The organism is Streptomyces sp. NPDC048295 (assembly GCF_040652135.1).
Lineage (GTDB): Bacteria > Actinomycetota > Actinomycetes > Streptomycetales > Streptomycetaceae > Streptomyces.
In genome coordinates this window covers 40,290-54,327 of record NZ_JBEZLL010000015.1, presented here as the reverse complement: position 1 = coordinate 54,327, position 14,038 = coordinate 40,290, and the positions used below count along the sequence as shown (strand labels likewise).

13 protein-coding genes are annotated in these 14,038 nt (G+C 69.9%); 8 read left to right on the top strand and 5 right to left on the bottom strand.

Going from position 1 to position 14,038, the window contains the following annotated elements; all coding sequences use genetic code 11:
* Positions 1–22: 22 nt before the first annotated feature.
* Positions 23–1,366 carry a hypothetical protein gene (locus AB0D53_RS22485; protein WP_362449506.1) on the top strand — a complete coding sequence of 448 codons (1,344 nt, stop codon included), beginning with the start codon at positions 23–25 and terminating at the stop codon, positions 1,364–1,366.
* Positions 1,367–1,612: 246 nt separating this feature from the next.
* On the opposite strand, the gene AB0D53_RS22480 is transcribed toward AB0D53_RS22485, so the two are convergent.
* A complete protein-coding gene (locus AB0D53_RS22480) occupies positions 1,613–3,103 on the bottom strand; it encodes an oligopeptide:H+ symporter (RefSeq protein ID WP_362449281.1) in 1,491 nt (496 codons plus the stop codon).
* A 492-nt stretch (positions 3,104–3,595) separates the two neighbouring features.
* Between AB0D53_RS22480 and AB0D53_RS22475 the strand changes: the two genes are divergently transcribed.
* Positions 3,596–4,273 carry a response regulator transcription factor gene (locus AB0D53_RS22475; protein ID WP_072488330.1) on the top strand — a complete coding sequence of 226 codons (678 nt, stop codon included), beginning with the start codon at positions 3,596–3,598 and terminating at the stop codon, positions 4,271–4,273.
* 103 nt (positions 4,274–4,376) lie between these two features.
* Complete coding sequence (locus tag AB0D53_RS22470; RefSeq protein ID WP_329815269.1) at positions 4,377–5,642, top strand: ATP-binding protein; 1,266 nt, start codon at positions 4,377–4,379, stop codon at positions 5,640–5,642.
* Positions 5,643–5,666: 24 nt separating this feature from the next.
* Here the strand turns inward: AB0D53_RS22470 and AB0D53_RS22465 are convergent, their stop codons facing one another.
* Entirely contained in the window at positions 5,667–6,233 is a 567-nt protein-coding gene (locus AB0D53_RS22465; protein WP_362449279.1) for a GtrA family protein, read from the bottom strand.
* Between the two features lie 172 nt (positions 6,234–6,405).
* On the opposite strand from AB0D53_RS22465, the gene AB0D53_RS22460 reads away from it, so the two are divergent.
* The 3 genes from AB0D53_RS22460 to AB0D53_RS22450 are packed head-to-tail and all read left to right on the top strand — an operon-like array spanning position 6,406 to position 9,281.
* Positions 6,406–7,545, top strand: a complete 1,140-nt coding sequence (locus tag AB0D53_RS22460; protein ID WP_362449277.1) for a 5-(carboxyamino)imidazole ribonucleotide synthase — start codon at positions 6,406–6,408, stop codon at positions 7,543–7,545.
* On the top strand, positions 7,542–8,081 hold the full coding sequence (gene purE, locus AB0D53_RS22455; RefSeq protein WP_362449275.1) for a 5-(carboxyamino)imidazole ribonucleotide mutase: 540 nt from the start codon (positions 7,542–7,544) through the stop codon (positions 8,079–8,081). Before AB0D53_RS22460 ends, purE begins: the two co-directional genes overlap by 4 nt.
* A gap of 6 nt (positions 8,082–8,087) precedes the next feature.
* On the top strand, positions 8,088–9,281 hold the full coding sequence (locus AB0D53_RS22450; protein WP_362449273.1) for a dipeptidase: 1,194 nt from the start codon (positions 8,088–8,090) through the stop codon (positions 9,279–9,281).
* 58 nt (positions 9,282–9,339) lie between these two features.
* On the opposite strand, the gene AB0D53_RS22445 is transcribed toward AB0D53_RS22450, so the two are convergent.
* Positions 9,340–9,702 carry a VOC family protein gene (locus AB0D53_RS22445; protein ID WP_362449270.1) on the bottom strand — a complete coding sequence of 121 codons (363 nt, stop codon included), beginning with the start codon at positions 9,700–9,702 and terminating at the stop codon, positions 9,340–9,342.
* Between the two features lie 172 nt (positions 9,703–9,874).
* Between AB0D53_RS22445 and AB0D53_RS22440 the strand changes: the two genes are divergently transcribed.
* Positions 9,875–10,384, top strand: a complete 510-nt coding sequence (locus AB0D53_RS22440) for a CGNR zinc finger domain-containing protein (protein ID WP_362449268.1) — start codon at positions 9,875–9,877, stop codon at positions 10,382–10,384.
* A 41-nt stretch (positions 10,385–10,425) separates the two neighbouring features.
* Here AB0D53_RS22440 and AB0D53_RS22435 read toward each other — a convergent pair whose 3' ends face one another.
* Positions 10,426–11,769 (bottom strand): UDP-glucose/GDP-mannose dehydrogenase family protein, encoded by a 1,344-nt coding sequence (locus AB0D53_RS22435; RefSeq protein WP_362449266.1) that lies wholly within the window; start codon positions 11,767–11,769, stop codon positions 10,426–10,428.
* Positions 11,770–11,980: 211 nt separating this feature from the next.
* Here AB0D53_RS22435 and AB0D53_RS22430 point away from each other — a divergent pair, with 211 nt between their 5' ends.
* Entirely contained in the window at positions 11,981–13,138 is a 1,158-nt protein-coding gene (locus AB0D53_RS22430; RefSeq protein ID WP_329815317.1) for an acyl-CoA dehydrogenase, read from the top strand.
* A gap of 239 nt (positions 13,139–13,377) precedes the next feature.
* Here AB0D53_RS22430 and AB0D53_RS22425 read toward each other — a convergent pair whose 3' ends face one another.
* Positions 13,378–14,004 carry a LysE family translocator gene (locus AB0D53_RS22425; protein ID WP_362449264.1) on the bottom strand — a complete coding sequence of 209 codons (627 nt, stop codon included), beginning with the start codon at positions 14,002–14,004 and terminating at the stop codon, positions 13,378–13,380.
* Between the last annotated feature and the right edge of the window lie 34 nt (positions 14,005–14,038).

Genomic DNA, 14,038 nt, shown 5'->3' with positions numbered 1-14,038 from the left:
GGTCGCGGCGGGAGTCGCGATGATGCTCGGCGGCGCGGGCTTGCTGCTGGCCGCGAGTCCGGCCCAGGCCGCCGACGTCTCGTACGCGACGGAGTGCATTCCGCCGCCCATCTCGGGGCTGCCGGCCGTGCAGGGCACCACCGTGGTGCAGCTGACCGCGCCCGCCGAGGCGAAGGTCGGGGACACCGTCGAGGTGGTGTGGAAGACGGTCCAGGCCGCTTCCAAGAACCCCGATGTGCTCGACCTGGACAAGGACACGGTCAAGCCGACCGGCACCCTCAAGGTGGGCGGCGCCGCCACGGGCACCGTGCAGATGGAAGGGCCGCGGCAGAACCCGCCGATCCCCAAGAACAGCGCCATGGTGCTGCCCGACATGAAGGGCACGCTGAAGCTGGAGAAGGCCGGTGAGATCACGCTGACGCCGGACGCGTACAGCATCAACGTCTCCAAGCCGATCTCCACGGACACCAAGTGCACCCCGAAGGCGGCCGTGCAGCCGGGCGCGACCATCAAGGTCACGGACGGCGGCGGATCCACCACGGGCGGTACGACGAGCGGTTCGACGACCGCGGGCGGTACGACCTCCGGCTCGACCTCGGGCTCCACCACCGCCGGCGGCACGACCTCCGGCTCCACCACCGCGGGCGGTACGACGACGGGCGGCGGCGACTCCGGCTCCTCGACCTCGGGCTCCGGCGGCGGCAGCGGACAGACCGACTTCCCCGGCAAGGAGGTCGCGGTCCACTTCGCCTGTACGTCCCCGGGACCGGCCGACATCTCCTCCAAGGTGACGATCAACGCCAAGAAGAGCGGCGGCAGCTACGCCCTCACGGTCAAGACGGCCAAGGGCGTGATGGACAGCCCGGCCGCGCTGCCGGCCGGCGCGCTGAAGCCGTCCATGGACATCACCCTGGGCGGCGCCGACAAGGGCTCGGTGAAGGTCACCGGCCCGGCCAACGCCGAACCGCTGGAGCAGGGCAAGCCGGTCGACCTGTCCGACATGACCGGCACCTACAAGCCGGGCGCCTCCGGCAAGTCCACGCTCAGCCCCGGCACCCTGACGATCGACGTCACCCTGGGCGCCTCGAAGATCAACATCCCGTGCAAGGTCAAGGGCTCGGTGACCCCGTCGCTGGAGCTCGACACCACCGCCCAGCAGGGCGGCGCCTCCGGCTCCGCCACCACGGGTTCCACGGGCGCGGGCTCCGCGGCCGGCGGCACGGCCTCCGGCGGCGGACTGGCCGCCACCGGGGCCGAGGACACCGGCACCCTGCGCGCCCTCGGCCTGGTCGCGGGCACGGCGATCCTGCTCGGCGGCGCGGTGTTCACCTTCACCCCGTGGCGCAGGCTGCGCGGCACCAGGTGAGCCGGCTCCCGTGACCACGGCACAAGGGGCCGCCACAGCCGTGGCAACGGGACCACAAGGGCCGCGACAGTCGCAGCCGGGGCCACGAGGGCCGCGACAGCCGTAGCAACGGCACAGGCCCGTGACAGCAGCGACAACGGCACAGGGGCCGCCGCACCGGTCGACGGTGCGGCGGCCCCTGTGTACGACGGAGCAGAGCGCGATCAGTGCGTCAGCAGCACATCAGTGCGTCAGCACATCGGCGCGTCAGCGCACATCGCCCATGAGCAGGCTGACCTTCTTGCGGTACATCCAGATCGAGAACGCCGCCACGATCGCGAGCGCCGCCTCCAGGCCCACCATCCCGGTCTTGTTCAGGTCGACACCCGCAAGCGACAGCAGGCTGGTGGTGCAGTCGCCCGCGGTGACCGCGAGGAACCAGACACCCATCATCTGGCTGCCGTACTTCGCGGGCGCCATCTTCGTGGTGACCGACAGGCCGACCGGGGAGAGGCAGAGCTCACCGACGGTCTGCAGGAAGTAGATCGACACCAGCCACATCGGGCTGACCTTCTCGCCGTCCGTCGTCATGGTCAGCGGCAGCATGAAGACGAGGAAGGAGACACCGACCAGGAAGAGCCCCGAGCCGAACTTGACGACCGTGCTCGGCTCCTTGCCGCGCCGGTTCAGCGCCAGCCATATCCAGGCGACGACCGGAGCCAGCGCCATGATGAAGACCGGGTTGACCGACTGGTACCAGGAGGTCGGGAAGTTCAGACCGAACAGACTGTTGGTGGTGGAGGACTCACCGAAGAGCGACAGCGTCGAGCCGCCCTGGTCGTAGATCATCCAGAACACGGCCGCGGCGACGAAGAACCAGATGTAGCCGGACATCTTCGACTGCTCGGTCTTCGAGAGGTCCCGGTCCCGCTTGATCCGCACCAGCACCGCGACCGGGATGAGCAGACCGGCGACGGTGATCGGGACGAGCGCCCAGTTCAGCGTGTAGACGTCGGTGGCGACGAGGACGCCGTAGAAGACGACGGCCACTATCAGCCACAGCAGACCCTTGCGCAGGGTCGTACGGCGCTCCTCGGCCGACAGCGGCTTCGGGACGACGCTGCTGCGCGCGCTGAGGTGGCGCGTACCGATGAGGAACTGGGCCAGACCGAGCGCCATGCCGACCGCGGCGATGGCGAAGCCGAGGTGCCAGTTCACCTTCTCGCCGATCGTGCCGATGATCAGCGGCGCGGCGAAGGCACCGAGGTTGATGCCCATGTAGAAGACGGTGAAGCCACCGTCGCGACGCGGGTCGTCCGGGCCGTTGTAGAGGTGGCCGACCATCGTGGAGATGTTGGCCTTCAGCAGCCCGGAGCCGAGCGCGACCAGTGCCAGGCCGGCGAAGAAGGTGCCGGAGCCGGGCAGCGCGAGCGTCAGGTGGCCCAGCATGATGATCGCGGCCGAGATGGTGACCGTCTTGCGCGGCCCCCAGACCCGGTCGCCGAACCAGCCGCCGGGCATGGCGAGCAGGTACACCATCGCCATGTAGATCGAGTAGATCGCGGTGGCCGTGGCCGCGTTCATGTGCAGGCCGGAATTGGAGACCAGGTACAGCGGAAGCAGGGCCCGCATCCCGTAGAAGCTGAAGCGCTCCCACATCTCGGTCATGAAGAGAGTGGCCAGGCCGCGGGGGTGGCCGAAGAAGGTCTTCGCGGATCCAGAAGTACTGGCCGGGTCCTTCGTCAGGCTGGACGCCATGGTCGATCCTTGTGTGCTCGGGACGCGACGCCTTGTGAGCGTGATGCGCCCGGTGGGGGGAGGCCGGCACCGGCACGGGGGACGCCCCACCCCTCACGCCCGAGAGGGGATTCGCCCCGCTCGCCGGACTCACCGAGGAGCCGGCCGTGGGGGACGGGGACGGACCGTGTCGGGATCCACGCCCGGTGCGCATCCTCGCGCTCCGGGCCCGGCCACAGGTCATTCACTGAATTTGCGACTGGCGGGTACCAGTCGGCCAACAAAAGAGACCCTTGGCGCTAAAAGCTGCCCAAGGGTCCTTGAGTAGTGCAACAGGCGTCGAGCCACCATACGCCACGACAGAGCCCGATATGAATGGACTTGAGAGATGGATCACAGGTTTTAATGGAACCGAATCCCCATATTCAAAGGCGGTCACCCGTTTATTTCGCAGACCCGCAGGGCTTTTGGATCACCTCACGGCATCCGCTCCGCGCGGACTACCATCACTCCATGACCCGTGTACTGCTCGCCGAGGACGATGCATCCATCTCGGAGCCGCTGGCCCGTGCCCTGCGTCGGGAGGGTTACGAGGTCGAGGTCCGCGAAGACGGTCCGACCGCACTCGACGCCGGCCTCCAGGGCGGGATCGACCTGGTCGTACTCGACCTGGGTCTGCCCGGGATGGACGGCCTCGAAGTTGCCCGCAGGCTCCGTGCCGAGGGTCACACCGTGCCGATCCTGGTGCTGACCGCCCGTGCCGACGAGGTGGACACCGTCGTCGGCCTCGACGCGGGTGCCGACGACTACGTCACCAAGCCCTTCCGCCTCGCCGAACTGCTCGCCCGGGTCCGCGCCCTGCTGCGCCGCGGCGCCACCGAGCCCGCGCCGCAGCCCGCGACGCACGGCGTCCGGATCGACGTCGAGTCGCACCGCGCCTGGATGGGCGAGGAGGAACTCCAGCTCACCGCCAAGGAGTTCGACCTGCTGCGGGTCCTGGTCCGCGACGCCGGCCGGGTCGTCACCCGCGACCAGCTGATGCGCGAGGTCTGGGACACCACCTGGTGGTCGTCGACGAAGACCCTCGACATGCACATCTCCTGGCTCCGCAAGAAGCTCGGTGACGACGCCGCCAACCCCCGCTACATCGCGACCGTACGGGGCGTCGGCTTCCGCTTCGAGAAGAGCTGACGCTCGTTCCGAGGGGGCCGACGTTCCAGAAGAGCCGACGTTCCGAGAAGGACCGACGTTCCAGAGGAACCGACGTTCCGAGAAGAGCTGAGAACGGGCATCCATGCGCCGCAGACTGATCAACTCCACGCTCGCCGTGGTGCTCGTGGTGATCGCCGTCTTCGGTGTCTCCCTGGTCATCGTCGAGACCCGCACCATCAGCAACAGCGCCCAGGAGAGCGTCGACTCCGAGGCGCTGCGGCTGATCAGCGTCGTCGAGAGCCGGCTGCTGGAGGACGAGCGGATCACCTCCGCGCTGCTCTCCCAGCAGATCACCAGCAAGCGCTACGCCCTGATCAAGATCCCCGGCCGGCCTCCGCTCGAAGTCGGCAAGCGCCCCTCCGGCAGTGTGATCAGAAGCACCGCCGAGGGGGAGCGCGGCGAGCAGGTCACCGTCGAGGAATCCAGCTCCGCGGTCACCCGCGAGGTCGGACGCACCCTGATGATCATCGGCGCGGTGGCGCTGCTGGCCATCGTCTCCGCCGTGCTGCTGGCCGTGCGCCAGGCCAACAAGCTGACCTCGCCGCTGACCGACCTGGCCGAGACCGCCGAGCGCCTGGGCTCCGGCGACCCGCGCCCGCGCCACAAGCGGTACGGGGTGCCGGAGCTGGACCGGGTCGCCGACGTCCTGGACGCCTCCGCCGAACGGATCGCCCGGATGCTGACCGCGGAACGCAGGCTGGCCGCCGACGCCTCCCACCAGCTCCGTACGCCGCTCACCGCGCTCTCCATGCGCATCGAGGAGATCTCGGTCACCGACGACCCGGACACGGTGAAGGAGGAGGCGAACATCGCCCTCACCCAGGTCGAGCGGCTCACCGACGTGGTGGAACGGCTGCTGACCAACGCCCGTGATCCGCGTACCGGCTCCGCCGTCGTCTTCGACCTCGACGAGGTGGTCAAGCAGCAGATCGAGGAGTGGCGCCCCGCCTACCGGAGCGCGGGCCGCGCCATCGTCCGCTCCGGCAAGCAGGGGCTGCGGGCCGTCGGCACGCCGGGCGCGGTGGCCCAGGTGCTGGCCGCGCTGATCGAGAACTCACTGATGCACGGCGGCGGTACGGTCGCGCTGCGCACCCGGGTCACCGGCAACCAGGCGGTCATCGAGGTCACGGACGAGGGCCCCGGGGTTCCGCCCGATCTGGGCGCCCGGATCTTCGAGCGGACGATCAGCGGCCGCAATTCCACCGGCATCGGCCTCGCGGTGGCCAGGGACCTCGCGGAGGCGGACGGCGGCCGCCTCGAACTGCTCCAGCAGCAGCCCGCGGTCTTCGCCCTGTTCCTCAGCCGGGTGGCCCTGAAGAGGCAGGAACCGGAACGCCCGGTGCGGTGAACGGCGAGCGGCGGAAGACGCCCGCTATCGCCGTACGGAATCCGCCCCGACCCGCGGCACCGGCTCCGTGCGCCCCTGCTTCAGAAACCCCTCAGCCCCACCGGTCCCACCGGTCACTGGGGGTCCGGCGGCCGGCACGGGCTTCTCCGGCTTCTCGACGGGCAGCGCCTTGAACACCCACGTCCGGTAGGACCAGAAGCGGAAGAGCGTCGCGATGCCGATCCCGAGGATCTTGAAGACATTGCTCTGGACCGGGGTGTTCCAGCCGAAGCCGTACGTCGCCGTGTACAGCACACCGGTCTCGATGACCGCGCCCACCGCGCTGAACAGCAGGAACAGCGTCAGCTCGCGGGTCCGGCCGCTCTTGTCGCGGTCCCGGTAGGTCCAGTAGCGGAAGCCGATGTAGTTGCCGAGGATGGCGACGAGGGTGGCCAGCAGGCCGGCCCGCACCGTCGGGATGTCCGTGTAGCGCCAGAGCAGGTTGGACACCACGATGTTGACCACCAGGCCGACCGCGCCGACCACGCCGAACTTGGCGACTTCCCGGGCCAGCAGCTCCAGCCGCGCCCGCAGTGCGCCCCGTTCGCTCATGGTGATCGCTCAGCCCGTCTGTCGGTTACGTCAACCCGGTCATGCTAACCAGCCCGTCCTCGCGCCGCCCGTGGATGGGGTGAGTGGTGTGGCGATGCTGTGACACGGCCGCCGCAGGGGCGGCCGGAGGGCGTCGTCGGGAGCTCCCCGGGGCGGCGGATACCCTGGAGGAGTGACGTTCCCGGTAGTCGGCATGGTCGGCGGCGGTCAGCTCGCCCGTATGACCCACGAGGCGGGCATCCCCCTCGGCATCAAGTTCAAGCTCCTCAGCGACACCCCCCAGGACTCGGCGGCCCAGGTGGTGAGCGAAGTCGTCGTCGGCGACTATCGCGACCTGGACACGCTGCGTGCCTTCGCGCGCGGCTGTGACGTGATCACCTTCGATCACGAGCACGTACCGACCGAGCACCTGCGGGCCCTGGAGGCGGACGGCATCCCCGTGCGCCCGGGCCCCGATGCGCTGGTGCACGCCCAGGACAAGGGGGTGATGCGCGCGAAGCTCACCGAGATCGGCGCGCCCTGCCCCCGCCACCGCATAGTGAAGGACCCGGCCGATGTCGCCGCCTTCGCGGAGGAGACCGGGGGCTTCCCCGTCGTCCTGAAGACGGTCCGCGGCGGGTACGACGGCAAGGGTGTCTGGGTGGTCCGCTCCGAGGCGGACGCGGCGGAGCCCTTCCGGGCCGGCGTCGCGGTCCTGGCCGAGGAGAAGGTCGACTTCGTACGGGAGCTGGCGGCCAACATCGTCCGCTCGCCGCACGGCCAGGCCGTCGCCTACCCGGTCGTCGAGTCGATCCAGGTCGACGGGGTCTGCGACACCGTGATCGCCCCGGCCCCCGAGCTGGACGAGCGGCTCGCCGGCGAGGCACAGCAGCTGGCCCTGCGCATCGCCTCCGAGCTCGGTGTCGTCGGCCACCTCGCGGTCGAGCTCTTCGAGACCCGCGACGGACGCATCCTCGTCAACGAGCTGGCCATGCGCCCGCACAACTCCGGCCACTGGACGCAGGACGGCGCGATCACCTCGCAGTTCGCCAACCACGTCCGCGCCGTGCTCGACCTGCCGCTCGGCGACCCGCGCCCGCGCGCCACCTGGACGGTCATGTCCAACGTCCTCGGCGGCGACTACCCGGACATGTACCAGGGGTACCTGCACTGCATGGCCCGCGACCCGCAGCTCAAGATCCACATGTACGGCAAGGACGTGAAGCCCGGCCGCAAGGTCGGACACGTCAACACCTACGGCGACGACCTGGCGGACGTGCGGGAGCGCGCCCGGCACGCGGCCGACTACCTGCGAGGAACGATCACCGAATGACTTCCCCCGGCACCGCCGCGCCGCTCGTCGGCATCGTCATGGGCTCGGACTCCGACTGGCCCGTCATGGAAGCGGCGGCCAAGGCCCTCGGCGAGTTCGAGATCCCGTACGAGATCGATGTCGTCTCCGCCCACCGCATGCCGCGCGAGATGATCGCGTACGGCGAGCACGCGGCGGACCGCGGCCTCAAGGCGATCATCGCGGGCGCGGGCGGCGCCGCCCACCTGCCCGGCATGCTCGCCTCCGTCACCCCGCTGCCCGTCATCGGTGTGCCGGTCCCGCTGAAGTACCTCGACGGCATGGACAGCCTGCTCTCCATCGTGCAGATGCCCGCCGGCGTGCCGGTCGCGACCGTCTCGGTCGGCGGCGCGCGCAACGCGGGCCTGCTCGCCGCCCGCATCCTCGCCGCCCATGACGGCGAGCTGCTGGCCCGGATGCGGGAGTTCCAGCAGGAGCTGAACGACCAGGCGACGGAGAAGGGCAAGCGGCTCCGCAGCAAGGTCCAGGGCGCCGACTCCTTCGGCTTCGGGAAGTAGGAGACGGTGGCGCAGCTGGAGCGGGCGAGGGAACTCCTCGCCGAGTACCCCGTCGCCGACGGGCACAACGACCTGCCGTGGGCGCTGCGCGAACAGGTCGGCTACGACCTCGACGCCCGCGACATCGCCACCGACCAGTCCGGCCATCTGCACACCGACATCCCCCGGCTGCGCGCGGGCGGCGTCGGCGCCCAGTTCTGGTCCGTCTACGTACGGACCGACATGGCGGGCGACGAGGCCGTCAGCGCCACCCTGGAGCAGATCGACGTGGTCGCCGAGCTGATCGGCCGCTACCCCGCCGACCTGCGCCGCGCGCTGACCGCCGACGACATGGAGGCGGCCCGCGCCGAGGGCCGAATCGCCTCCCTGATGGGTGCCGAGGGCGGCCACTCCATCAACAACTCGCTGGGCACCCTGCGCGCCCTGCACACCCTGGGCGTCCGCTACATGACGCTCACGCACAACGACAACATCGCCTGGGCGGACTCGGCGACCGACGAGCCCGGTGTCGGCGGCCTCTCGCCGTTCGGCCACGAGGTCGTACGGGAGATGAACCGCACCGGCATGCTGGTCGACCTCTCCCACGTGGCCGCCACCACGATGCGCGACGCGCTCGACACCTCCACGGCGCCGGTGGTCTTCTCGCACTCCTCGTCACGGGCGATCTGCGACCACCCGCGCAACATCCCCGACGACGTCCTCGGCCGGCTCCCCGCCAACGGCGGCATCGCCATGGCGACCTTCGTACCGAAGTTCGTCCTGCCGGAGGCGGTCGCCTGGACCCGGGCCGCGGACGAGAACCTGCGTGCGCACGGTCTGCACCACCTCGACACCACCGCGCGGGCCATGAGGATCCACGCCGACTTCGAAGCGGCCAGCCCGCGCCCGATGGCCACCGTGGCGACCATCGCCGACCACCTCGACCACATGCGCGAGGTCGCCGGCGTCGACCACATCGGCATCGGCGGCGACTACGACGGGACGGCCTTCCTCCCCCAGGGCCTCCAGGACGTCGCCGGCTACCCGAACCTGATCGCGGAGCTGCTCGGCCGCGGCTGGTCCGCCGCCGATCTCGCCAAGCTCACCTGGCAGAACGCCGTACGGGTGCTGCGCGACGCCGAGGACGTGGCGCGCGAGCTGCGCACCCGCCGCGGCCCGTCGCACGCCACGATCGAGCAGCTGGACGGCCGGACCGGCTGACCGGTCCCGGCACGTCATGTGTGGGGGCGCTCTCCGGGGCGCCCCCACACGTCGTCCACTACCCCGCGCAGAGGCAGAACGGGTGCCCCGCCGGGTCCGCGTACACCCGGAAGCTCCGCTCCCGGTCGTCCGCCTCCAGCACGGTGGCGCCCAGCGCGAGCGCCTCCTTCTCCGCCGCGTCCAGATCGGCCACGGTCAGATCCAGGTGGACCTGCTGCGGTGCGTCCGGGCTCGGCCACCGCGGCGGTACGTGACCGGGCGCGGCCTGGAACGCGAGGAGCGTGCCCCCGGTGCCGGTCAGCTCCACCCAGTCCTCCCCGCCGGGCACGATCTCTCCGCCGAGCAGCCCCGCGTAGAAAGCGGCGAGCGCGGCCGGGTCGGGGCAGTCCAGAACGACCGATCCCAGCGTGGCGACAGCCATGACAATTCCTCCTCGGGCAGATGGATGCAGTCGGTTACCGCTAAACCCCTTCAACAGGTAACCGTTACTGCATGCTGCCGCAAAGGAAGTAACGTCGCAACCATGAGGTCGCAATCGTGAGGTCGCAGTCATGAGGTCGCAGTCATGAGGTCGCAGTCATGAGGTCGCAGTCATGAGTGAGAAGGAACCCGCGCCCGGCGCACTCGCCCTGATCGAGGCACTGGTCAACACGCTCGACGTCGAGACGGGCGCGGACACCCTCGACACGGCGGACGGGCGGGCCGCCCTCGGCCTCACCGAGCCCGAGGTCCCGGATGCGCGCGAACTGCGCGAGGCGCTCCGTACCGCCTGCCTCGCCCACGCCGGCCACCGCTCGCCGGACGACGCCGCGGCCACGCTCGACCGGCTCCTCGCCGGGGCGCCCCTGCGCGTCACCGTGGACGCGGCGGGCGCCGCCGCACTGCGCCCCGTCGCCGAACCGGCCGGGCTGACCGCACGCGTCGCGTCGGCCATCGCCACCGCGGCGGCCGAGGGCACCTGGTCCCGGCTCAAGGCCTGCGAGGCGGAGGACTGCCGCTGGGCCTACTACGACCGCAGCCCGGCGGGACGTCGCCGCTGGTGCTCCATGTCGGTGTGCGGCGCCCGCGCCAAAATGCGCACCTACCGCGCTAAGCGCGGCTGAGGGCTGTCCCGCGGGACAGCCCTCAGGGTCTTTCGTCCGGCTCAGGCCGTCGGGCGGCCCATCGCCCGGTACGTCCAGCCGGCCGCGCGCCACAGCTCGCTGTCGAGCGCGTTGCGGCCGTCCAGGATGATCCGGCGGGACGCGACCTCGCCGAGCGCCGCCGGGTCAAGCTCGCGGAACTCCCGCCACTCCGTCAGATGCAGCACCACATCGGCGCCGCGCACCGCGTCCAGCGCCGTGTCCGCGTAACCGAGGGTCGGGAAGAGCCGCCGGGCGTTCTCCATGCCCTTCGGGTCGAAGACCGTGACCTGGCCGCCTTGGAGGTGGATCTGCCCGGCCACGTTCAGCGCCGGCGAGTCCCGTACGTCGTCCGAGTCCGGCTTGAACGTCGCACCCAGCACCGCCACCCGCTTGCCGAGGAAGGAATCGCCGCCCACGGCCTCCCGGGCCAGCTCCACCATGTGGCCGCGGCGCCGCATGTTGATCGAGTCGACCTCGCGGAGGAAGGTCAGCGCCTGGTCCGCGCCCAGCTCACCGGCGCGCGCCATGAAGGCCCGGATGTCCTTCGGCAGACAGCCGCCGCCGAAGCCGATGCCGGCCCGCAGGAACTTCGAGCCGATCCGCTCGTCGTGCCCGATCGCCTCGGCCAGCTTCTTCACATCGCCGTCGGCGGCCTCGCAGACCTCCGCCATCGCGTTGATGAACGAGATCTTCGTGGCCAGGAAGGAATTGGCCGCGGTCTTCACCAGCTCGGCGGTCGGGAAGTCCGTCACCACGAACGGCGATCCCTCGGCGACCGGTACCGCGTACACCTCGCGCAGCAGCTTCTCGGCCCGCTCGCTCGCCACCCCGACGACGATCCGGTCCGGGTGCAGGGTGTCGTTCACGGCGAAGCCCTCGCGCAGGAACTCCGGGTTCCAGGCCAGCTCCGCATCGGCGCCCACCGGTGCCAGCTCCGCCAGCCGCGCCGCGAGCCGTGCCGCCGAGCCCACCGGGACGGTCGACTTCCCGACGACCAGGGCGGGCCGGGTCAGATGCGGCGCCAGCGACTCGAACGCGGCGTCCACGAAGCTCATGTCGCAGGCGTACTCGCCGTGCTTCTGCGGAGTGTTCACACAGACGAAGTGCACATCGCCGAAGGCCGCCACCTCCTCCGGGGAGGTGGTGAACCGCAGCCGTCCGGTGGACCCCTCGATGCCCTCGACGTGCTTGCGCAGCAGCTCCTCCAGGCCCGGTTCGTACATCGGGACCCGGCCGGTGCTCAGCATCTCGACCTTCTCGGGCACGACATCGAGGCCGAGCACCTCGAAGCCCAGCTCGGCCATGGCCGCGGCGTGGGTGGCGCCGAGGTAGCCGGTGCCGATCACAGTGATCCTGAGGGCCATGAAGTGCTCCTGTGAGATGCGGACAGACGTGCGGTGAACGAGCATAGTCGTGCTCCCGAAGCCCGGGTTTTCCGCCTGCCCGCACCCCTTTCTCCACCCTTCTCCCACCCCTGTCGTGAAGCTCACGCGGGCATTGCATAGGCCATCCCGGGAGCCGCGCTCTAAAATTGGGTTACTTAACGGTAGTTAGCGTCTTTGGGGAGTGAGCGTCTTGGCGGGTTCGACCGATTTCGACCTGTACCGTCCGGCCGAGGAGCACGAGATGCTCCGGGAGACGGTGCGTGCGCTCGCCGAGGCGAAGATCGCCCCGCACGCGGCGGCGGTCGACGAGGAGGCGCGCTTCCCGCAGGAGGCGCTGGACGCCCTGACCGCTGCGGACCTGCACGCGGTGCACGTACCCGAGGCGTACGGCGGCGCGGGTGCCGACGCCCTCGCCACGGTCATCGTGATCGAGGAGGTGGCCCGTGTCTGCGCCTCCTCCTCCCTCATCCCCGCCGTGAACAAGCTCGGCTCCCTCCCGGTGATCCTCTCCGGCTCCGAGGACCTGAAGAAGAAGTACCTGGGCCCCCTCGCCAAGGGCGACGGCATGTTCTCGTACTGCCTCTCCGAGCCCGACGCGGGTTCCGACGCGGCCGGCATGAAGACCCGGGCCGTGCGCGACGGCGACTTCTGGGTGCTCAACGGCGTGAAGCGCTGGATCACCAACGCGGGCGTCTCCGAGTACTACACGGTCATGGCCGTCACCGACCCGACCAAGCGCTCCAAGGGCATCTCCGCCTTCGTCGTCGAGAAGTCGGACGAGGGCGTCTCCTTCGGCGCCCCGGAGAAGAAGCTCGGCATCAAGGGCTCCCCGACCCGCGAGGTCTACTTCGACAACGTCCGCATCCCCGCCGACCGCATGATCGGCGAGGAGGGCACCGGCTTCGCCACCGCGATGAAGACCCTGGACCACACCCGCATCACCATCGCGGCCCAGGCCCTCGGCATCGCCCAGGGCGCCCTCGACTACGCCAAGGGCTACGTCCAGGAGCGCAAGCAGTTCGGCAAGCCGATCGCCGACTTCCAGGGCATCCAGTTCATGCTCGCCGACATGGCCATGAAGCTGGAGGCGGCCCGCCAGCTCACCTACTCGGCCGCCGCCAAGTCCGAGCGCCTCGACGGTGACCTCACCTTCTTCGGCGCCGCGGCCAAGTGCTTCGCCTCCGACGTCGCGATGGAGATCACCACGGACGCGGTCCAGCTGCTCGGCGGCTACGGCTACACGCGGGACTACCCGGTGGAGCGGATGATGCGCGACGCGAAGATCACCCAGATCTACGAGGGCACGAACCAGGTCCAGCGCATCGTGATGTCGAGGAACCTGCCGTAGCAGGAGCTTCGCAGGTCAGAGGCCGTTTCCAGCGACTCGAACCTCGCACCTCGCGAGTCGCGATCGGCCTCCGGCAATCCGCTCCGCGCTCTGCTCCGACCACTCGAATCACACCAAGGGAATGCCCCCACCACCCGGTGGGGGCATTCCCTTGCCTGCTCAGGGGCGGAGGCCCCGGAACTCTTCCAAGGATCATTTCGCCGTAGCCGGCAGCTACGGGATAGCCAGGGGGTGTGGGCTCAGCTCGCCGTTACCGTTCGAACCCCCAGGGCGACCAGCACGGCTCCCGCCAGACGATTCATCCCACGCCGGAATCGAGGTGTGTCGATCGCCGCGCGCGCAGCGGCGACCACAGATGTCCAGAACAGCAGCCACACCAGCACCATGGCCACATGGACCATCGCAAGCGTCGCGATCTGTGGCGCGATGGGGCGGCTCGACGTGAGGAACTGCGGGACCAGAGTGAGATAGACCGACGCGGCCTTCGGGTTGAGCACGTTGGAACACATCCCCTGGCCAAAGCCCCCGAGCTGAGCCCATGGCAAGCGCCATCGCCTCCGTGCCGTTGGTTCAGCACCTCGACGCGTCGCACGCCACGTGGTCACGCCCAGCCAAATGAGATAGATGCCGCCCAGGAGCTTCACCACCGTCAACGCCTGAGCCGACGACATGACGAGGGCCGACAAGCCAATCGCGGCAAAGGTTGCGTGCACCAAGAGCCCGCACGCCGAGCCGAACGCGGCGCGAACACCGTCGAACCGCGACCCCGCGATCACCTGCTGCGTGACCAGCGTGAAGCTCGTGCCGGGAATCAATGTGAGGGGTGTGACTGCGACCACGAAGCCGAGTACCTGATGCCACTGCACGCAACGAGCCTATGCAACGAGCGTGCGCCAAGCC